The 20099-nt window shown below is 74.8% G+C and carries 19 protein-coding genes and 1 pseudogene; 6 read left to right on the top strand and 14 right to left on the bottom strand.

Going from position 1 to position 20099, the window contains the following annotated elements; translation table 11 throughout:
• Positions 1–37 precede the first annotated feature (37 nt).
• The 3 genes from ACOBQU_RS34410 to ACOBQU_RS34400 all read right to left on the bottom strand — a co-directional run bounded on the left by ACOBQU_RS34410 (position 38) and on the right by ACOBQU_RS34400 (position 3391).
• Positions 38–589, bottom strand: a complete 552-nt coding sequence (locus tag ACOBQU_RS34410) for a PadR family transcriptional regulator (RefSeq protein WP_423632714.1) — start codon at positions 587–589, stop codon at positions 38–40.
• 129 nt (positions 590–718) lie between these two features.
• On the bottom strand, positions 719–2749 hold the full coding sequence (locus ACOBQU_RS34405; RefSeq protein ID WP_423632712.1) for an FAD-dependent oxidoreductase: 2031 nt from the start codon (positions 2747–2749) through the stop codon (positions 719–721).
• Positions 2750–2938: 189 nt separating this feature from the next.
• Entirely contained in the window at positions 2939–3391 is a 453-nt protein-coding gene (locus ACOBQU_RS34400) for an Lrp/AsnC family transcriptional regulator (RefSeq protein ID WP_423632710.1), read from the bottom strand.
• Between the two features lie 111 nt (positions 3392–3502).
• Between ACOBQU_RS34400 and ACOBQU_RS34395 the strand changes: the two genes are divergently transcribed.
• The 3 genes from ACOBQU_RS34395 (at position 3503) to ACOBQU_RS34385 (ending at position 5596) form a co-directional block, all read left to right on the top strand.
• Positions 3503–4138 carry a LysE family translocator gene (locus tag ACOBQU_RS34395; protein WP_423632708.1) on the top strand — a complete coding sequence of 212 codons (636 nt, stop codon included), beginning with the start codon at positions 3503–3505 and terminating at the stop codon, positions 4136–4138.
• A gap of 229 nt (positions 4139–4367) precedes the next feature.
• Positions 4368–4865 carry a methylated-DNA--[protein]-cysteine S-methyltransferase gene (locus tag ACOBQU_RS34390; RefSeq protein ID WP_423632706.1) on the top strand — a complete coding sequence of 166 codons (498 nt, stop codon included), beginning with the start codon at positions 4368–4370 and terminating at the stop codon, positions 4863–4865.
• Positions 4862–5596, top strand: coding sequence for a 2OG-Fe(II) oxygenase (locus tag ACOBQU_RS34385; RefSeq protein ID WP_423632704.1), 735 nt, complete (start codon positions 4862–4864; stop codon positions 5594–5596). Before ACOBQU_RS34390 ends, ACOBQU_RS34385 begins: the two co-directional genes overlap by 4 nt.
• 104 nt (positions 5597–5700) lie before the next feature.
• On the opposite strand, the gene ACOBQU_RS34380 is transcribed toward ACOBQU_RS34385, so the two are convergent.
• The 8 genes from ACOBQU_RS34380 to lnt form a co-directional block, all read right to left on the bottom strand.
• Entirely contained in the window at positions 5701–6120 is a 420-nt protein-coding gene (locus ACOBQU_RS34380) for a hypothetical protein (RefSeq protein ID WP_423632702.1), read from the bottom strand.
• A 94-nt stretch (positions 6121–6214) separates the two neighbouring features.
• Positions 6215–6913 carry an alpha-ketoglutarate-dependent dioxygenase AlkB family protein gene (locus tag ACOBQU_RS34375; RefSeq protein ID WP_423632700.1) on the bottom strand — a complete coding sequence of 233 codons (699 nt, stop codon included), beginning with the start codon at positions 6911–6913 and terminating at the stop codon, positions 6215–6217.
• Entirely contained in the window at positions 6910–8097 is a 1188-nt protein-coding gene (locus ACOBQU_RS34370) for a methyltransferase (RefSeq protein ID WP_423632698.1), read from the bottom strand. Before ACOBQU_RS34370 ends, ACOBQU_RS34375 begins: the two co-directional genes overlap by 4 nt.
• A 517-nt stretch (positions 8098–8614) precedes the next feature.
• Positions 8615–9367 carry a S1 family peptidase gene (locus tag ACOBQU_RS34365; RefSeq protein ID WP_423632696.1) on the bottom strand — a complete coding sequence of 251 codons (753 nt, stop codon included), beginning with the start codon at positions 9365–9367 and terminating at the stop codon, positions 8615–8617.
• Positions 9368–9871: 504 nt separating this feature from the next.
• Positions 9872–10516, bottom strand: a complete 645-nt coding sequence (locus tag ACOBQU_RS34360) for a hypothetical protein (RefSeq protein WP_423632694.1) — start codon at positions 10514–10516, stop codon at positions 9872–9874.
• Entirely contained in the window at positions 10513–11202 is a 690-nt protein-coding gene (locus ACOBQU_RS34355; RefSeq protein ID WP_423632692.1) for a hypothetical protein, read from the bottom strand. Before ACOBQU_RS34355 ends, ACOBQU_RS34360 begins: the two co-directional genes overlap by 4 nt.
• A gap of 286 nt (positions 11203–11488) precedes the next feature.
• A complete protein-coding gene (locus ACOBQU_RS34350) occupies positions 11489–11962 on the bottom strand; it encodes an NUDIX hydrolase (RefSeq protein ID WP_423632690.1) in 474 nt (157 codons plus the stop codon).
• 10 nt (positions 11963–11972) lie between these two features.
• The gene (lnt, locus tag ACOBQU_RS34345) at positions 11973–13583 is read right to left on the bottom strand and encodes an apolipoprotein N-acyltransferase (protein WP_423632688.1); all 1611 of its coding nucleotides are present in this window, start codon (positions 13581–13583) and stop codon (positions 11973–11975) included.
• A 298-nt stretch (positions 13584–13881) separates the two neighbouring features.
• Between lnt and ACOBQU_RS34340 the strand changes: the two genes are divergently transcribed.
• Positions 13882–14931 carry an O-antigen ligase family protein gene (locus ACOBQU_RS34340; RefSeq protein WP_423632686.1) on the top strand — a complete coding sequence of 350 codons (1050 nt, stop codon included), beginning with the start codon at positions 13882–13884 and terminating at the stop codon, positions 14929–14931.
• Between the two features lie 35 nt (positions 14932–14966).
• Here the strand turns inward: ACOBQU_RS34340 and ACOBQU_RS34335 are convergent, their stop codons facing one another.
• Positions 14967–15527: a hypothetical protein gene (locus tag ACOBQU_RS34335; RefSeq protein ID WP_423632684.1), complete on the bottom strand. Its 561-nt coding sequence runs from the start codon at positions 15525–15527 to the stop codon at positions 14967–14969.
• A 223-nt stretch (positions 15528–15750) separates the two neighbouring features.
• A complete protein-coding gene (locus ACOBQU_RS34330; RefSeq protein ID WP_423632682.1) occupies positions 15751–16551 on the bottom strand; it encodes a glutamate racemase in 801 nt (266 codons plus the stop codon).
• A gap of 58 nt (positions 16552–16609) precedes the next feature.
• Here ACOBQU_RS34330 and ACOBQU_RS34325 point away from each other — a divergent pair.
• Positions 16610–17799 (top strand): annotated as a pseudogene (locus ACOBQU_RS34325) (glycosyltransferase).
• 4 nt (positions 17800–17803) lie between these two features.
• Here ACOBQU_RS34325 and ACOBQU_RS34320 read toward each other — a convergent pair.
• Positions 17804–19108, bottom strand: coding sequence for a TerD family protein (locus ACOBQU_RS34320; protein WP_423632680.1), 1305 nt, complete (start codon positions 19106–19108; stop codon positions 17804–17806).
• Between the two features lie 294 nt (positions 19109–19402).
• On the opposite strand from ACOBQU_RS34320, the gene ACOBQU_RS34315 reads away from it, so the two are divergent.
• Positions 19403–19930: a DUF6643 family protein gene (locus ACOBQU_RS34315; protein WP_423632678.1), complete on the top strand. Its 528-nt coding sequence runs from the start codon at positions 19403–19405 to the stop codon at positions 19928–19930.
• Positions 19931–20099 lie beyond the last annotated feature (169 nt).

Raw genomic sequence — 20099 nt, 5'->3', positions numbered from 1 at the left:
GGGGCGTTCCGCCCCCCGGGCCGGTCGGGGCGCACGGTCACCCGGGCCGGTCAGGGCCGGGTTCGGCCAGCTCCTCCAGGGTCCGGGTGAGCCAGTGCGTCCAGAAGGTCTCCAGGTCGATGCCCGCGCGCAGCACCGCGTGGCGCAGCCGGTCCTCGACGGCGTCCCGGCCCGGCGGGAAGTCGCGCCGCTCGATCTCCTCGTACTCGGCCAACTGCCGCTGATGCAGGGCCAGATGGCGGCGCAGGTCGGCCTCGATGCCGTCGGTGCCGACGACGGCCGCGGCGCGCAGCCGCAGCAGCAGCGCGTCCCGCGGCGGCTTCGGGTCCTGGCTCGCCGCCGTCCAGCGGGCCAGCTCGGCGCGGCCCGCGGGCAGCACCTCGTACTCCTTGCGCTGCCCCCGGGTGGCCACCGCGGTCGGCAGCGCGCGGATCAGCCCGTCGCGCTCCAGACGGCCCAGCTCTCGGTAGATCTGCTGGTGCGTGGCCGACCAGAAGTAGCCGATCGACTTGTCGAAGCGGCGGGTCAGCTCCAGACCGGAGGACGGCTTCTCGAGCAGGGCGGTGAGGATCGCGTGCGGGAGTGACATGCGGGCATCCTAGGAAGGCGCGACGCCCCAGGAGGGCGCCCTGGCCGGGGGGCGCGCCCCGGCCACGACCCGGCGCCCCAGGGGCCACACCCCCGGGCACTGGGCCGCGCCTCGCCGCTCCCCGCCAGGTCACAGCGCGGCGGCCAGCTCCGTCCCCTGCTTGATGGCCCGCTTGGCGTCGAGTTCGGCGGCGACGTCGGCACCGCCGATGAGGTGCGCGCGCACGCCCGCGGCGAGCAGGTCGTCGTACAGCTCACGCCGGGGCTCCTGTCCCGCGCACAGCACCACGGTGTCGACGGGCAGGGTGCGCGCGGTGCCGTCGACGGTGATGTGCAGGCCCTCGTCGTCGATCCGGTCGTACGTCACGCCCGCCACCATGGCGACGCCGCGGTGGCGCAGTTCGGTGCGGTGGATCCAGCCGGTGGTCTTGCCGAGGTCCTTGCCGACCTTGGACGTCTTGCGCTGGAGGAGGTGGACGGTGCGCGGCGGCGCCGGGCGCTCGGGGGCGGTGAGGCCGCCGCGGTCGCGGTAGTCCGGGTCGACGCCCCAGTGCTTGAAGTAGGTCTCCGGGTCGAGGCTCGCCTTGTCGCCGCTGTCGGTGAGGTACGCGGCGACGTCGAAGCCGATGCCGCCCGCGCCGACGATCGCGACGCGCTCGCCGACGGGCGCGCCGTCGCGCAGCACGTCCAGGTAGCCGACGACGCTGGGGTGGTCGACGCCCGGGATGTCGGGGGTGCGGGGGGTGACGCCGGTGGCGACGACGACGTCGTCGTATCCGGCGGCGGCGAGGTCGGCCGCGCTCACCCGGGTGTTGAGGCGGACGTCCACGCCGCGCAGGGCGAGCTGGGTGCGGTAGTAGCGCAGGGTCTCGTCGAACTCCTCCTTGCCGGGGACCCTGCGGGCGACGTCGAGCTGGCCGCCGATGTCGGCGGCGGCCTCGTACAGCGTCACGTGGTGGCCGCGCTCGGCCGCCGACACCGCGAGGGCGAGCCCGGCGGGGCCCGCGCCGACGACGGCGACGCGCTTGGCGCGCCGGGTGGGGGCGAGCACCAGCTCGGTCTCGTGGCAGGCGCGCGGGTTCACCAGGCAGGAGGTGATCTGGAGGCTGAAGGTGTGGTCGAGGCAGGCCTGGTTGCAGCCGATGCAGGTGTTGATGGCCTCCGGCTGGCCGTCGCGGGCCTTGGCGACGAAGTCCGGGTCGGCGAGCAGCGGCCGGGCCAGCGAGACCATGTCGGCGGCGCCGTCGGCGAGCAACTGCTCGGCGATTTCGGGGGTGTTGATGCGGTTGGTGGTCACCAGCGGCACGGACACCTCGCCCATGACCTTCTTGGTGACGAAGGTGTAGGCGCCGCGCGGCACCGAGGTCGCGATGGTGGGGATGCGGGCCTCGTGCCAGCCGATGCCGGTGTTGATGAGGGTGGCGCCCGCGGCCTCGATCGCCTTGGCGAGCGTGATGACCTCATCGAGCGTGGAGCCGCCCGGCACCAGGTCCAGCATGGACAGGCGGTAGACGATGACGAAGTCCGGGCCGACGCGCTCCCGGATGCGGCGCACGATCTCGACGGGGAAGCGGATCCGGTTCTCGTAGGGGCCGCCCCAGCGGTCGGTGCGCTGGTTGGTGGGGGCCGCGATGAACTCGTTGATCAGGTAGCCCTCGGAGCCCATGACCTCAACGCCGTCGTAGCCCGCGAGCTTCGCCAGCTCGGCGGTGCGCACGAAGTCCTCGACGGTCCGCTCGACCTCGTCGTCCTCCAGGGCGCGCGGCGGAAACGGGCTGATCGGCGCCTGGAGGGCGCTGGGCGCGACCAGGTCCGCGTGGTAGGCGTACCGCCCGAAGTGCAGGATCTGGAGGGCGATCTTCCCGCCCTCGCGGTGCACGGCGGCGGTCACGGGCGCGTGCTGCTCGGCCTCGGCCTCGGTGGTGAGCTTGGCGCCGCCCTCCCAGGGGCGGCCCTCCTCGTTCGGCGCGATGCCGCCGGTGACGATGAGTCCGACGCCGCCGCGCGCCCGGGCCGCGTAGAACTCGGCCATGCGCGCGAACCCGTCCGGCGCCTCTTCGAGGCCCACGTGCATCGAGCCCATCAGGACCCGGTTGGGCAGCGTGGTGAAGCCCAGGTCGAGCGGTTCGAGGAGGTGCGGGTAGCGGCTCTTGGCGCTCATGGGGCCTCTTTCGTACGCGTACGCGGTGTCGTCAGGACAGTTCTAGACCGACCCCCCGCCTTATGCAACTAGTTGCACAACGACCGCGACACAGCTCACAGCCCGGGCCCGCACCGCCGTCGTCCGCCCGCGGCCCCGGGGCGGGTGACGGTCCGCGGCCCCGGGCGGACGGCGGCCCGCCGCCGCGCCTCACAGCGGCAGCGACCGCTCCCCCACCACGTGCTTCATCACCAGCGTCGAACTGAGCCGCTGCACGCCCGGCAGCGTCGCGAGCCGCTCGTCGTACAGCCGCTGGAACGCCCGCAGGTCCTCGCTGACGATCCGCAGCAAATAGTCGGGGTCGCCGAACAGGCGCTGCGCCTGGAGCACCTGCGGGATGTCCGCGAGCGCCTCCTCGAAGGCGGCGACCGTGTCCCGGTCCTCCTGGCGCATGGTGACGAACACCAGGGACTCGAAGGTCAGGCCCACCGCCTCGGCGTCCACCAGCGCCCGGTAGCCCCGGATCGCGCCGCCGCGCTCCAGTTCGCGCAGCCTGCGGTGGCACGGGGAGAGGCTGAGCCGCACCCGGGCGGCCAGTTCGGTGACGGTCAGACGGCCGTCCTTCTGAAGCTCGGCAAGAATCTGCCGGTCCACTGCGTCCATGGAGAAGATTCTTCCACTGACACTCGAACGCGAGGGAATACTCGGGAACACCTTTGGGCGAATCGGAACTAACCTCCCTCGGGCCAGCACCGAGGGAGGGAGAAACACCCCATGGCCGTCAGCTCGATCACCGCCTTCTGGGCGGTGTCCGTCCTGCTCATCCTGGTTCCGGGGGCGGACTGGGCGTACACGATCAGCGCGGGGATACGGGACCGGTCCGTGGCACCGGCCGTGGGCGGACTGCTGCTCGGCTATGTCGGCCTCACGGCCGTCGTCGCGGCGGGCGTGGCGGCGGTCGTCGCCCGCAACCCGGCGGTGCTCACCGGGCTGACGCTCGTCGGGGCGCTGTACCTGGTGTGGCTCGGGGCGACGACGCTGGTCAGGCCCGCGGCCCCGGCGGCAGTGGCGGACGGGCAGCAGGGAACCGGGGCGGCGGCGCCCGCGCCCTGGCGGGCCCGAGTCCTCCAGGGCGCCGGAATCAGCGGCCTCAACCCGAAGGCACTGCTGCTCTTCCTCGCCCTGCTCCCCCAGTTCACGCACCCCGACGACGGCTGGCCGCTGGCCCTCCAGATCAGCACCCTCGGCCTGGTGCACATCGTGAGCTGCGGCGCGATCTACCTGTGCGTGGGCGTCCTGGCCCGTACCGTGCTGCGGGCCAGGCCCGCCGCGGCGCGCGCCGTGACGCGGGTGTCGGGCGCGGCGATGATCGTGATCGGGGCGGTGCTCGTGGTGGAGCAGCTCGTGTGACTCCCCCAAGGGGGACGCCTCCTGGCTCCGAGGCCCAGGGCCCTTGAGCCGCTCAGCGCCCTCAGGCCCCTCAGCGCCGTGTCCGAAATCCGCCAGCCGCCCGCCCGCGCGCGACGCAGACTGGTCACTGTCACCAGCGGACGACCACCGCCACGGCCACTGCCACGGCCACGGCCACCGCCACCGCCACCGCCACCGCCACCGCCACCGCCACGAGAGGACAGGCGCCATGACCGTCTACACAACCCTCGACAGCCCCCTCGGCGAGCTGCTGCTCGTCGGCGAGGCGTCGCCCACCGCCCCGGGCGGCACGGCGCTCGCGTCGCTGTCGATGCCGGGGCAGAAGGGCGCCGCGGTCGTCCAGGAGGGCTGGACGCGTGACGACGCTGCGTTCACGGCGCTCGCCGGGCAGGTCCGCGCCTACTTCGCGGGCACGCTCACACGTTTCGACGTCGAGTACGCGCCGGGGACCGGCACCGACTTCCAGCGCAGGGTGTGGGACGCGCTGGACTCGGTGCCCTACGGCACGACCACCACGTACGGCGCGCTCGCCGGGCGCCTCGGCCTGTCCCGCGCCGCCGTGCGCGCCCTGGGCACGGCCATCGGCCGCAACCCGGTCCTCGTGGTGCGCCCCTGCCACCGGGTGATCGGCGCCGACGGCTCCCTGACCGGCTACGCGGGCGGCCTGGAGCGCAAGCGGCAGCTCCTCGACCTGGAGGCGGCGTGAGCGCCACGGCCCTCGACCGCGCCGCGGCCCGGGCGGCGGACCGCGTCGACGCCGCCGACTGGCCGGGCGTCGCCGCCGAGCTGGACGCCCACGGCTGCGCCCTCACGCCCGCGCTGCTCGACCCGGACGACTGCCGCCGGATCGCCGGGCTCTACGACGACACCGCCCTGTTCCGGTCCACCGTCGACATGGCGCGGCACCGCTTCGGCTCCGGCGAGTACCGGTACTTCACCCACGACCTGCCGGAGCCCGTCGCCGCGCTGCGCGCCGCCCTCTACCCGAGGCTGCTGCCGATCGCCCGCGACTGGGCGGCCCGCCTCGGCCGCCCCGCCCCCTGGCCGGACACGCTCGCCGAGTGGGTCGCCCGCTGCCACGCGGCGGGCCAGGCCAAGTCGTCGCAGATCCTGCTCCGCTACGGCCCCGGCGACTGGAACGCCCTGCACCGCGACCTCTTCGGCGACCTGGTCTTCCCGCTCCAGGTCGTCATCGGCCTCGACGCGCACGGCACCGACTACACCGGCGGCGAGTTCCTGCTCGTCGAGCAGCGGCCGCGGGCCCAGTCCCGCGGCACGGTCACGGCTCTGCCGCAGGGCCACGGCCTGGTCTTCACCACCCGCGACCGCCCGGTCCGCTCCACGCGCGGCTGGTCGGCGGCGCCGGTGCGGCACGGCGTGAGCACGGTCCGCTCGGGGCGGCGCCGCTCCCTGGGGCTCGTCTTCCACGAGGCGTGACGCGAGGCGGGGTGCGCGATGTGACACACGGTGTCGTGCGTGACGTGGCACAGGGCGTGATACGCGGCTTCGCGGGCCGCCCTGAGGGCGCGCCCGCCGCCGGGTCAGCTCGGCACGCGCGTGAGAGTGACGGTCACCCCCACCCCACGCTCCGTGCCGCGCGGGAACGTGTAGGGCTTGTCGACCAGTTCCTCGCTGTCCACCCCGTCGGTGACGACGGTGAGGCCCTTCTTGTCGAGCGTCCAGCGGCCGGAGAGCCCGAGCACGGTCTCGGACCAGGTGCCGTCGCCCCCGATGGTGAAGACCCCCTCGCGGCCCTCGCTGGTGCGGCACGCCCAGTCGCCCACGGCGAACGCCCCGAGCGCCCGCGCCTTCACCCCGCGCGCGGCCCCCTCGGTCCCGCCGTCACCGCCGTCACCGCCGTCACCGCCGCAAGCGGACACCGCCGCGGCGACGGCCCCAACGACCAGCAGTCTCAGCGCTCTTCGGCGGCCGACGACCCGTACCACCTCACGTGTGCGCACCCGCGTTCCCTCCCAGTGTCCGCCCCAGTGTGCCGCGGCGGATCGCCGGAAAGGACCCTTCCGACAGGTGGGACATGGCACTTCAGGAGCGCCCTCAGGTCAGGCCGCTCACCCGCAGCGTGATGTTCAGCCGCCCCGTCAGGCCCAGCTCGGGCGGCGCCGTGTCCGCGTGGACCTTCGGGACGCCGTGGTAGGCGAGGCGGGACGGGCCGCCGAAGACCATCAGGTCGCCGCTGCGCAGCTCCACGTCCGTGTACGGGCGGGTCCGCGTCTCGGTGTTCCCGAAGCGGAAGACGCACGTGTCCCCGAGGCTGAAGGACACCACCGGCGCGTCCGACTTCTCGTCGCTGTCGCGGTGCATGCCCATCCGCGCGTCGGAGTCGTAAAAATTGATCAGTGCGATGTCGTAGTCGTACGCGTCGTGCGGTGCGGCCTCGTCGTACGCGTCGTGCGGTGCGGCCTCCCCGGGGGCGGCGTCGCCGTACGCCTCCCGCACCGCTTCCCGCGCCCACTCCGCGAGCCACGCGGGCAGTGGCTTCACCGGAGCGCCGTCGCCGTCCACGACCGTGCGCGCGTACCCGTACGGGTACCAGTGCCAGCCCAGGCACACCTGGCGCGCGGTCATCGTGCCCCCGCCCGGCAGGCGCACGGTCCGCAGGCCCGCGGGCGGGCGCGCCCAGGCGCGGCAGGCGGCGACGAGTTCCCGCTGGCGGCCGGGGTCGAGCCAGTCCGGCACGTGCACCGCGCCGGGCGCCGCCTCCGTCCGCTCGCGCGGGAACAGCTCGCCGGTCATCGCCGCCTGACCGCCCGCAGGATCACGAACTTCCGGTTGCTGGCGGCCACTTCGCAGTTCCCGAACAGCCGCTTCAGGCGCACGTGGTAGCCGAGGTGCCGGTTGCCGACCACCCACAGCTCGCCGCCGGGGCGCAGCGCGGCGCGGGCGCCGCGGAACATGCGCTGGGCGGTGGCGTCGGTGGTGGCCTGGTGGCTGTGGAACGGCGGGTTGTTCAGGACCAGGTCCACGGACGCGGCGGGCATCGCGGTGAGCGCGTCCGCCGCGGTGAACTCGGCCTTGGCGGCGGCGGAGTTGGCGCGGTAGGTGGCCTCGGCGGACGCCACCGCCTGGTACGACTCGTCGACGAAGGTGACCCGGGCGTCGGGGTTGGCGACGGCGGCGGCCGTGCCGAGGACGCCGTTGCCGCAGCCGAGGTCCACGACGTGCGCGTCGCCGCTGGTCTCCGGAAGGTGCTGGAGCAGGAACCGGGTGCCGATGTCGAGGCGCTCGGCGCAGAAGATGCCCGCGTGGTTGACCGTGGCCAGGCCCGAGCCCGCCCCGGCGTCGGCGGGCAGGGCGTAGCGGCGCGGCCAAGGGCTGGGGCCGGGCGTCCGGTCCGGGTCGGGCGCGGTGAGGATCAGGCGCGCCTTCTGCCGGGCCAGCGAGGTCCGGGTGGGGCCGACGATCCGCTCGAAGAGGTCGAGCGTGGAGGTGTGGATCTCGGTGACCATGCCGGTGCCGACGACGACGGTGTCCGCGTGCAGGGCGGGCGCGAGCCGGTGCAGTTGGTCCTCCAGGAGCGCGAGGCTCTTGGGGACGCGGACGAGCAGTACGTCGATCCGGGCGGGCGGGGCGTCCTGGGTGGTCGTCAGGCGTACGGCGTCCGGCGCGAGCCCGGCGCGCGCCAGGTTGGCGAGGGTCGCCTGCCGGGCGAGGTAGGAGTCGGTGATCTGGGTGAGGTCCGCGGTCCCGTGGGCGGCGAGGACGGTGGTCAGCGCGCCCCACCGGTCGCCGACGACGACCACGGCCCCGTCCAGGGGCACCGGCGCGGGCGGCTCCCCGCCGTCGGGGTCCGCGCCCTCCCCCGCGAGGTGCCGCAGCAGATAGGCGTCGGCGGCGGACCAGGCCCGCAGCTGGTCGCGGGGGTCCTCCGGGAAGCGGGTGAGGTCGTACGCGCCCCATGACGTGCTCAAACGGTTCATCGTGCCCTCAGGCTACTGGTCCGCGCGCACCACCGCGGAAGGGGTGAGAACGGAGCCCGGCGACCGGGTGCGAGCGGGGACCGTCCGCAGCACGAGGGCCAGGGGCCACCCCCGGGGCAGGCACCACCGTGAACGGGAGGGCGGCACCGACGGCCGCGTACGCGCCGGAACCAGCCGGGCCTGAGGGCCGGGCACCAGCCCCTCGCGTGCACACCGGGACCAGCCAGCCCACAAGAGCGACCAGCCAGCCCACAAAGAGCAGGGGCCACCCCGACCACGCGCACACAGGGAGCGCCAACAGCACAAGGGCGAAGCCCGGCGACCAGGTGCGAGCGGGGACCGGGCGAGCGCTCACGGGGACCGGCCGGGAGGCCACCCCGAGGGCGCGCGCTCCGGCACCACCGTTGCCGTGAGACGAGGGCGCCAACGGCACAAGGGCGGGGACCAGCCACACGCTGGTCCCCGCCCCGCTTCAGAGCCGCGCGGTCACCGCGCGGGCCGTGCCGGAGGCTGCCGGTCAGACCCCGGCCACGCTCTGGATCCAGGAGCGGTACGCGGTCACGTTCGTGTACGCGGTGGTGGTCTGGCGGTCACTGGTGGACGCCACGCCGACCTGGACGCCGCCCGCGTTCATCGGGCCGCCCGAGTCGCCGCCCGCGGTGATGCCGTCGCCGCGGCGCGCGCAGATGGCGCGGCCGCCGTACGCGTCGGTGCACCCGCCGGTCACGGTGACGTTGGCGACCTTCAGGAGCCGGGACTGGCAGTTGATCTCCTGGCCGCACTGGGACGTGGCGCCCCAGCCGTAGACCTGCACGCTCTGGCCGACCTGGACGGAACCCGGGCTGCCCAGGCGCGCGTAGGTGCCGGACACGGAGCGGTCGAGCTTGACCAGGGACAGGTCCGCGGTCGCGTGGTTGGTGACGCTGACGCCGTTGGCCGTGGTGCCGCCGGTGGTCTGGTCGAGGCTGCCGATGCGGAACGACAGGCCGCCGCCGCTGACGCAGTGCTTGGCGGTGAGGATCCACGTCGGGGCGATGATCGTGGCGGTACAGGTCTGCCGCCCGTTGGAGAACAGCCGGGCCGCCCAGGGGGCGTTGCTGGCGTAGCCGCCGCCGATGATGGGCTGGGCCGAGGTACCGGACGCCGAGGCGGGGGCGCTGGAGGCCGAGATCTGCGCCGCGGCGGTCGGGGCGAGGCCCAGGACACAGAGCGCGGTGGCCGCGAGCGCGGGGACGAGTCTCGATCGGAGTATTCGCACGTTCGTCTCCATCGTGTGGGGGTTGGAGCGTCCTTGGTGGAGGATGAGGCCGCATAGGTATGCGACTGCCGTCCGCACACGGAAGGCGGGTAGCCTGTCGCGTGCATGCCACTCAGGGCAGTGGCGAATCTGGCAGACCCGCCACCGCCTAGGCAAGAGGTTGACCTCCGAAACTTCCCTCACCTGCACAGGAGGCGTTTCTATCCGCGTAGATATACGGCAATAGGGATACCTAAGCGGGAATTTCCTGGTCTGGACCATTGCGCGGCGAATCGTCGGGCCGCGAGGGCGCTGGCGTGCCGCGCGGCAGGGGGCGAGGGCGCGCGGCGTCTACGCGCGGAGCGTCAGAGAGCCGGGGGCACCGAGACGCGTGACGAGGCGGGCGACGAAGCGGGCGTGTCAGCGCGGACCGGGAGCCCGCCGCGAGCGTCGGCGCTCGCCCCGAGCCTCACGGCGACGGCGCCCGGAGCCGCGGACGGCACCCGCCTGCCGAGTCACCTGACGACGCGCACCGCGTCACCCGACGACGTGCACCACGAGCAGCACCACCGCCGCGACCAGGACCCCCGCCGCGAGGACGCCGAGCCCCGGCGGCAGCCCGCGCGGCGGCCCCTGCGCCGGGCGCACCGCGGCCGGGTCCAGGCGTTCCGCGCGGGCCAGCCACTCCGGAGGCACGGGATCCGCCCTGCCGGGGAGGGCGACGCGCCACGGCTGGCGCGGGTCGTACCGCACCACCGCACGCCCCTGCCGCTCAAGTCCCCGCAGTCCCCGCGCGTCTCCGGAGTGCCGCACCTCCACCCGGAACGGCCGTCGCCCCTCGGGCACCACCGTCAGGTCGACGACGCACACGCCGCCCGGGTGCTCCGGGTCGAGGAGGAGCCGCCCGGTGTCCCGGTGCACCACCCGCACCGAGTGCACCAGGGCGGGCGCGTACGCCTGCGGCCCGCCCGGGCGCAGCCCGGCCGCGCCCTCGCCGTCCCGGCCGCCCTCGGCCACCGCGCCTAGGGCGGTCAGCGCGCCCGCGGTGGCGGTGAGCCCGACGAGCAGCAGCCAGGTGGGGCCCGCGCTGGCGCCCTCGACGAGCGCGGCCAGGGCCAGGCCCACGGCCGCGGCGCCGAGCGCGGCGAGCGGGGCGCGGACGCGGCGCGACACACCCGTCATGGGGAGCGCGGCGGCTTCCCGCGGGGCACGGCCACGCGGGTGCGCCGCGGGTCGGCGGGGCGCACGGGGTCGTACACGGCGAGCACGGGCCGGTCGAGGGCGGCGCGGTCCACGACGACGGGCACCTCGTGGCGCGCGCCGGTGCGGTCGTGGAAGACGGCGGTGACCTCGCCGCGCCTGCCGCGCACCGGCCGCCAGCCGTCCAGGCGGGCGTCGGCGGTCGCGAAGCTCCCGCGCAGTCTGCGCAGCGCGGCGGTCCTGCGCAGGCTCACGGCCGCGCCCCACGCCGCGGCGAGCGAGCCCGCGGCGGCGACCGACCACAGGAACGCCAGCCAGGTCGCCACGGACTGGCGGCCGACGGGCGCGACGAGCGTGAAGTCGGTGACCGTGGCGTAGGCGACGCGGCCGTCCGCCACCGCGTCGTACCACCCGGAGACGGCACCGAGCGCGCTCAGGGCGATCACCGCGCCCGCCGTGGCGCGGTGCAGGAAGCGCGCGGCGGCGAAGCCGAGCAGCAGTCCGGCGCCGATGCCGAACTCCGGGGCGAGGGCCGCCCACTGGCCGTTGCCGCAGCCGCCGCGGCCGTAGCAGGACCACCGGACGGCCGAGGCGTCGTAGGTGCTGGCGTGCCAGACGAGCCAGACCTGCCAGGCGAGGAGGGCGCAGGCGAGCCCGCGCAGTGCCACTCCGTACGCCTTCCGACTCAACTCCCGCCCCTGCCTGTGGAGAGGTCCACGCCATGGAAGTCCACGCCCGTGGAAGTCCACACCTGTCGAGGTCCACGCCCGTGAAGGTCCGTGCCCTGAAGGCCCGTGCCTTGCGAAGGCCCGAGCCCTGGGGGACCCGTGCCCTGCGAAGGCCCGCGCTCCGTAAGGTCCCGGAACCGTTCACTCCGTCAATGTCCGTGCAGGCTACACGCTGTCTTGGGCCGCCACCACGGGCCGTTCGGCCCCACTCGGCCGCCGCGGTGCGTCAGCCCCGGTCGAACCAGGTGGGCCCGTCCGCCATCGCCTGCTTGATCCTGAAGAGCCCGGTCTCGTGCAGCTCGCTCGGCAGCGCCTCCGTGGGGAACCAGCCGACGTCGAGCGACTCGTCGTCGTTGACGCGCGCCTCACCGCCCACGGCACGGCAGCGGATGGTGATGTCCATGAACTGGCAGACGTCGCCGTTGCCGTACGTGACCTGGTCCAGGGCCTCCACCAGGACCACGCGCTCGGCCACGCAGTGCACGGCCGTCTCTTCGTAGACCTCGCGCACGGCGCACGCGGCGGGCTGCTCGCCCGGCTCCGGAATGCCGCCGATCACTGACCACTTGCCGTTGTCGGAGCGCCGCCCGAGCAGCACCCGCCCCTCGTCGTCGAAGACGATCGCGGTGACTCCGGGAAGCCACAGGAGCTGGTGTCCGGCGTCGGCGCGCAGGTTCTTGATGAAGTCCGGGGTAGCCATGATCCGCACCCTAGCCGTCGGCACGCCGCCGACGGCGGGCGACCGCCCATGCGATTCCGGCCACTCCCAGCGCCGCGAGGGCCACTTCCGGCCACACCCCGAGGCGGGTCGCGGGCGTCAGGGAGCTGCGCCGCGGCACCTCGGCGACGAGGGACTCGGCCGTGAACATGCCGGTGCGCTGGGCGACCGTCCCGTCGGGGCGGATCACGGCGCTGACGCCGCTGGTCACCGGGACCAGCACGGCCCGCCCGTGCTCCACGGCCCGCACCCGGTCGATGGCCAGCTGCTGGTAGGTCATCTGGCTGCGTTCGAACGTGGCGTTGTTGCTCGGCACGGAGAGGATCTCGGCGCCCTCGTTCACCTGGTCCCGCACGACGTCGTCGAAGGCGGCCTCGTAGCAGGTCACGGGCCCGACCGCGGTGCCCGCCATGTCGAACACGACGGGCTCGGTGCCGGGCTCGAAGACCCCGGCGCGGTCGACGTCGGAGCTGAAGACCCGGAAGAAGCTCCGGTACGGCATGTACTCGCCGAAGGGCTGGAGGTGCCGCTTGTCGTAGGAGGCGCCGGGTCCCGTCTTCGGGTCCCACAGGATCTGCCGGTTGCGGGGCTTGCCGTCCTCGGCCTTGACGACCGCGCCTACGGAGAGGGGCGCGCCGATGGCCTTGACCGCCTTGTCGATCTCGGCGTACGCGTCGGCGTTGGTGTACGGGTCGATGTCGGAGGAGTTCTCCGGCCACAGGACCAGGTCGGGCCGCTCGACCGCGCCGCTCCTGACCTTCGCGGCCAGGCGCAGCGTCTCGCGGACGTGGTGGTCGAGGACGGCGCGGCGCTGGGCGTTGAAGTCCAGGCCCATGCGCGGCACGTTGCCCTGGATGACGGCGACCGTGGTGGTGCCGTGCTCCGCCTCCGTGGACACCAGCGGCAGCGCGGCGGCGCCACCGGCCACGGGGACGACGGTGAGCGCGGCGGCCGCCATCAGGGCGCGGTCCCGCAGCCAGGGGGCGGCGCCCTCCCGGCGCGCGGCCCGCACGCGGCGTACGACGTCGGCGAGGCCGAAGCCGCACAGCACGACGGCGAAGCCCACCAGGGGCGTGCCGCCGAGCGCGGCCAGCGGCAGGAACAGGCCGCTGGGCTGGCTGAAGGCGACCTTGCCCCACGGGAACCCCTCGAACGGGAAGCGCGCCCGCCCCGCCTCGCAGAGGATCCACACCCCGGCGGCCCACACCGGCCACGCCGGAAGGCGGGACACCCAGGCGATGCCGAGGCCCGCGAGGCCGAGGAACAGCGCCTCGGCGACGGCGAGCGCCAGCCACGGCAGCGGCCCCACGTCGACGCCGGTCCAGGACAGGAGCGGCAGGAAGTAACCGAGGCCCATCAGCAGGCCGAGGCGGAAGCCCGCCCGTGGCCCGCGGCCGTGCAGCGCGAACCCGCCGAGCGCGAACGCGAAGGGCGCGAGCCACCACAGCTCGCGCGGCGCGAAGCTCAGGTACAGCAGCACTCCGGAGAGCACGGCGGCGGCGGCCGGGACCAGCCGTCGCCGGGCCCGCTCCGCGCGGGTCTCGGGTCCGGGCTGCGCTGCGGGCTGCTCCGGCGTGGCGGCGGGAGCGGTGGTGGCGGTCACCCGGGGAGTCTACGGCCCGTGGCCTGGGCACGGACAGCGCGGTCGGCCCGGCGCAGCGCGGCGCCCGGACCCGCACACCTGCTGGATCGTTCCTGCGCAAGATCTACACAACTCGTGCCCTGGCCCGCTACCGTGTCCGGCACTCCCTGGCGCGCGGCGCGATCCCTCCAGGTGACCGATCCGGTGGCACGTGGGCAGCCCACGTGTCACGTCAGGCGGATACCTCAGGTGGTCACCGCAGGCGGTCGCTCGATGTGTTCAGGGCCCTCACGCATGAGGGGACTACGGGGTGGGGTCGATGGGGACGGCCGCGACGACGGGGTGGGCCGAGGTGCGGCGCGGTGCGACGGACGCGAGCGGTGTGGCGATCCTCGCCGCGTGCGCGGCCTGGGTACTGATCACCGCGGGGGTACGGGGCGGACGGCCGGACGGCGTGCTGCTCGCGCTGCTCGCGGTGGCGGCCGGGTACGCGGGCGGGCGGATCGCCGGGGCGCTGCTGCCGGTGGCCGCGCCCTGCGCGGGAGCGCTCGCCGGTGCCGCCCTCGCGGTGGCGGCGCCCCACGTCACGCCGGGCCCGACGAGTTCCGCGCCGCTCGGCCCGGTCGGCGCCGGCGTGGCGCTGCTGTGCCTGGCGGCGGGTGCGGCCTGCTGCGCGGCGTGGGCGGCGCGCGGGGCGGCGCTCCGGTTCTGTCTGCGCGCCCTCGCGGTCGGGATCACGGTGACCGCCGCGGTCCTGGGCTCGACGGCGGGGTTCGTCGCCTGCGCCGGGGTGGTGCTGTGCTCCCTGGCGGCCGCGTTCGTACGGCACCGGGGGCTCGGCCTGGCCGGGTTCGCGTGCGCCATGGCGCTGGTGGCCGCGATGGCCTGGACGGTCGCCGACGACGCGCTCCCGGAGGGCCTGAGCGTGTCCCTGGAGGGGCAGCTCGGCGCCCAACGGGTGCGGATGTGGCACGACGCCGAGGACCTGGTGGCGGCGCATCCGGCGTTCGGCGTGGGCCCCGGGCGGTTCGGCGACGCCTCGCCCACGGTCACCGAGGGGCTGCTCACGGACGGCAAGCCGCACTCGGCGCTCCTCCAGCAGGCGGCCGAGCAGGGCTTCGCCGGGGTGGCCCTGCTGGCGACGGCCTTCTGCTGGCTCCTGTTCGCCCTGTGGCGCTCGCCGCGCTCCACCCCGGTGGCCTTGACGGCGGGCGCGGCCCTCACCGCCCTCGCGGCGGTGGCCACGGTCGGCAACGCCCTCAGCGTCACATCGGTGACGGCGGGCGCGGGCCTGCTCGCGGGCATGGCGACGGCACGCCCCCTGACGGAGCCGCCGGAGGGTGCCGTGCCGGGAGGGACAGGGCCGTAGGGCCGGGCGGGACGGGGCCGTAGCGACGTACGGACTCAGGCCGTGCTCGTCGTGGAGCCGCCCGGCAGCCGCAGCCGGTCGCGGATGACGCGGACGGCGCTCTCCGCGTTGTCGACGGTGACGGTGAACTTGTGGCCGTCGCCGAGGCTGAGGACGACGCCCTCGCCGCGGCGGACGATGACGGCGGTGCCCTGCTCGGGCCGCCAGCGGTAGCCCCAGCCGCCCCAGTGCCGGGGCGTGACGGCGGGGGCGAAGTCGGCGCCCACCACGTGCGACAGCGGGATGCGGCGGCGGGGCAGGCCGATGTGGCCGCAGCGCACTTCGAGGCAGTCCCGGTCGACCTTCACGGCGACGTGCACGAACGCGAGCGTGCCGAAGAGGATCAGCAGTCCGACGGCGATGCAGCCGACGATGGACATGACGAGTGGCAGGATGCCCGAGGGCCACAGGGTCTCGACGGCCAGGTCGATGCCGAGCGCGAGACAGGCGGCTCCGGCGCAGGCCAGCAGCCACTGGACCCGGTTGGACGCGCGTCCGGTCCAGACGTCGGGGTGCTTGTCGGCGGCTGCGCGCTCGCCGTGGGCGTGCTCCGTCATACCGTCGAGCCTACTCACGATCCGCCGCGAAGGCACCGCGTCGCAGACGGTTGCTCCTCCGGTTGGACACCGCGAACATGGACACCGCGAACATCCGCGCCCGCGACCACCGGCATCACCCCGCGATCACTCGGCGCGCGCGGACGGCCACGGCGCGCTCGCACGGTCATGGCGTACTCGTACGGATATGGCGTGCTCGCGCGGACACGGCGTGCCCGTACGGTCAGGCCCCCAGCGCCGCGCTCGGCGCGAGGAGGGCGCGCCCCTCGGCGTACGACAGGGCGGCGGGCGGCAGCGGGGCCTCGCGCCCGCTGAGGATCACCGTGAGCGAGCCGTCGCCGCCCGCGCCGGACGCGCCCGCGTCGGGGTGGCGGCCGATCCTGCGCAGCGCCTGGGAGGCGACCGCACCGGCCGAGCCGTACAGGGCGAGGGGCTCCCGGCCCGGCTGCTGCACGGCGGCGCGGATGCGCTCGGCGACCAGTTCGTAGTGGGTGCAGCCGAGGACGACGGCCCGTACGTCGGGCGGAGTGAGCGCGGCCGCGGCGGCGACGGTCCGGGCGATGGCGTCCTCGTCGGCGTCCTGCACGGCGTCGGCGAGCCCCGGGCACGGCACCTCGGTGACGTCGACGCCCGCGGCGAACTCCTCGATGAGGCCGCGCTGGTAGGGGCTGCCCGTGGTGGCGGGCGTGGCCCAGATCGCGAGGGGGCCGCCACCGGCCGCCGCGGGCTTGATCGCGGGGACGGTGCCGATCACCGGCAGCTCGGGCTCGAAGCGGGCGCGCAGGGCGGGCAGGGTGTGCACGGTCGCCGTGTTGCAGGCCACGACCAGCGCCTCCGGGCGGTGCGCGGCGGCGGCTTCGGCGACGGCCAGGGAGCGGCGGTTGATGTCCTCCACGGTGCGCGGGCCCCAGGGCAGTCCGTCCGGGTCCGAGGAGAGGACGAGGTCGGCTCCGGGGACCAGGCGCCGCAGCTCAGCGGCGGCGGCGAGCAGTCCGATACCGGAGTCCATCAGCGCGATCTTCACCCGGTCACCTTAGACGATGGGCCGCACGAGCCCGTCGGGGTGGGGCAGACTGCGGCGGATGAGTGCCGTTGCGTGGACCGCCGCCGCCTCGCTCGCCGCGTGGCTGTGGCTTCTCCTTGGACAGGGCCTGTTCTGGCGTACGGACCTGCGGCTGCCGCCGCGCCGGGAGCCGGAGGAATGGCCGTCGGTGTGCGTCGTCGTCCCCGCGCGGGACGAGGCCGAGGTGCTGCCCGCGAGCCTGCCGTCGCTGCTCGCGCAGGACTATCCGGGGCGCGCCGAGGTCTTCCTGGTCGACGACGGCAGCTCCGACGGCACCGGAGACCTCGCGCGGGAGCTGGCCGAGCGCCACGGGGGGCTCCCGCTGACCGTGACCTCCCCCGGCGAGCCGCCCGCGGGCTGGACCGGCAAGCTCTGGGCGGTGCGGCACGGCATCGGCCTGGCCCGCGAGCGGACGCCCGGCTTCCTGCTCCTGACGGACGCCGACATCGCCCACGAGCCGGACAGCCTGCGGGAGTTGGTCGCCGCGGCCGAGACCGGGGGCTACGCCATGGTGTCGCTGATGGCGCGGCTGCGCGTCGCCAGCGTCTGGGAGCGCCTGGTGGTCCCGGCGTTCGTGTACTTCTTCGCGCAGCTCTACCCGTTCCGCTGGATCGCGCGCCGGGGCGGGCGCATCGCCGCGGCGGCCGGGGGCTGTGTGCTGCTGCGCGCCGAGGCCGCCGAGCGGGCCCGGGTGCCGGACGCGATCCGGGAGGCGGTCATCGACGACGTCGCCCTGGCGCGGGCCGTCAAGCGCGGCGGCGGGCACATCTGGCTGGGCCTGGCCGAGCGGGTCGACAGCGTACGGCCGTACCCCCGCCTGGCGGACCTGTGGCGGATGGTGGCGCGCAGCGCGTACGCCCAGCTGCGGCACAACCCGCTGGTCCTGCTCGGCACGGTGGCGGGGCTCGCGGTCATCTACCTGGCGCCGCCGGTGGCCCTGTGCGCGGGCCTCGCCGCCGGTGACGGGGCCGCCGCGCTGCTGGGCGGTCTGGCGTGGCTGGTGATGACGGCGACGTACCTGCCGATGCTGCGCTACTACCGGCAGCCGCCGTGGCTCGCGCTGACGCTGCCCGCCACGGCGTTCCTGTACCTGCTGATGACGGTGGACTCGGCGGTGCAGCACTACCGGGGCGCGGGGCGGCCTGGAAGGGCCGCACCTATCCGCGCCCCGGAGCGAGAGCCGAGGCGAGCCCCGACTCCCGTACGTGAGCGGTCACTTGCGGCCGGGGGTCCAGTTCATGCCCCAGCCGTAGGCGTAGTCGATGGTGCGCTGCGGGCTCACGCCGCGCTCGGGGACCAGATAGCGGGCCTCGCGCTGGACCACCAGCTCGCCGCCCTGGTTCGTGATGAGGGCGAGGGCGCACACCGTCGACGGCACCGTGCACTCGTCGAGGGAGAACTCAATGGGCGCGCCGTGCTGCGGGGTCAGGGTGACCGTCGCGTTCAGGTCGGCGAAGCTGCGGGCGCCCTCGTAGATGGTCACGAAGATGACCATGCGCTTGAAGTCGCGGGTGTGGTCCAGGTTGACGGTGAGGTTCTCACCGGTGGCCACGGCTCCGGTGCGGTCGTCGCCGTCCAGGAGGATGTACGGGGGCTGGTGCAGCGAGCCGAAGGCGTTGCCCAGGGCCTGGACGACGCCCTTGCGGCCGTCGGCGAGTTCGAACAGGGCGCACAGGTCGAGGTCCAGGTCGGCGTGCATGGCCACGGCCCGGCCGAGCTTGCTGGCCCAGCCCTTGAACTGCTTGCGCGTCTCCCAGTTGAGGTTCACGCGCAGCGCGCCCGAGGTGCCGCCCTGCTTCGACAGGGAGACGGTCGGCGACTCCTTGGTGAGCGTGACCTTGGTCAGGCGCACCGGCTGCGCGGGGGCGGCGGGCGCGGGCGGCGGGGCGGCGGGGGCCGGGGCCGTCACGGGCGGCGCGACGGGAGCGGGCGGCGGCGCGGCCGGAGCGGGCGCCGGGGGCGCGGCGGCGGGGGCGGGCGCCGCCTGCTGCGGCTCGTCCACCGTGATGCCGTAGTCGGTCGCGAGGCCTTCGAGGCCGCTGCCGTACCCCTGGCCGACGGCCCGGAACTTCCAGGCGCCCTGGCGGCGGTACAGCTCCCCGAGCACGAAGGCCGTCTCGACCGTGGCGTCCGCGCTGTCGTACCGCGCGACCTCCGCGCCGCTCGCCGCGTCCAGCACCCGGATGTGCAGGCCCGGCACCTTCCCGAACGTGCCGCCGTCCGCGGACGCCGCGAGCACCACCCGCTCGACGCCGGGCTCCAGGCGCGCGAGGTCGACGACGAGCGCGTCGGTCACACCGCCGCCCGTGGAGCGCTTGCCCTCGTGGCGCACCGCGCCCGAGGCGTGCGTGGCCTGGTTGTAGAAGACGAAGTCCGCGTCCGAACGCACCTTTCCGGAAGCGTCGAGCAGCAGTGCCGAGGCGTCGGCGTCCGGAACTCCGGGTCCCGAACCCCAGCCCAATTCGACCCGTACGGCAGACGCCGCCACGGGAACATTCGAACCTTTGGCCATTGACATGTCTGCCCCCATCGCAAGGTGCCGGGCCCGGCCGGACCGCCGTTCCGTTGCCGCCCAACCTATTACCTCGCATTCGAAGACACGCACGGACGTGCCATCGAAACGGCGGCGGGCCGCCGCCGGTCGACCCCCGGTAACCCCTGCGCAACGGCCCCTTTACACGATCCCTACGCCCCAACGCGACCGATTTTCCCGGTTCGCTCGCATTGTGGGACGGAGAGCCACCCGCAACACGTCAAACAACCCTCTTATCGGTCTCCCCAACCAGCACACCAAGGGCTTAACTTATGGAGCATGACCTCCCCCCGCTCCACCTATGGCGGCGGTTACTACTCCGCGCCGTCCTTCCAGGACACTCCGATCTATGACTCGCTGGTCGCCGAGCGGGGCACTCCGCAGATCGCCCCGATTCGGGTCCCGGCCGCGTACGACACGGGCAGCCACCTCCCCGCCCTGCCCTCCGCGCTCCCCGCCCTGCCGTCCGGGCCGTCGGGGCCGCCCGCGCCCTCGATGACGTCGGTGGCCCCGATGGGCCAGATGGGCCAGATGGCCCCGATGCAGGCCGCGCCCACGATGGCCGCCCAGCCGAACCCCGCGTACGGGTACGCGCCCGGCGCCCCGGGCCCCGCGCCGCTCCAGCAGGCCCCCGCGCCCCACATCCCGCAGCAGACCGGCGGCCCCCGCGGCTATCCGGGAGCGCAGCCGCAGCGCCCGGGAGCGCCGGGCCCCGGCGGGTACGAGGCGATGCGCCCGGCGGCCCCCCGCCCGGCCCCCGCGCCGCACCCCGAGGACCCGTACAACCGCCAGTACCGGGGCTACTGACCGCCACCCCGCGGTCCCGCCCGCCCACCATCCGAAGCCGCCACCGGGCCACGCCCCGAGGCGGCTTCGGCGCGTCCGCGTACGCGCGCTTGCCCACGGGGCCCACACCCGCGCTCCCCGTGTGACGCACCCGCCTGAAGATCCTCGAATGAACACCGTGGCGCCGGGG

This window comes from Streptomyces sp. G45 (genome assembly GCF_049542095.1).
In the GTDB taxonomy this organism is placed as follows: Bacteria; Actinomycetota; Actinomycetes; order Streptomycetales; family Streptomycetaceae; genus Streptomyces.
The sequence above is the reverse complement of the archived record's forward strand: the minus strand, read 5'-3'. Positions and strand labels throughout refer to the sequence as shown.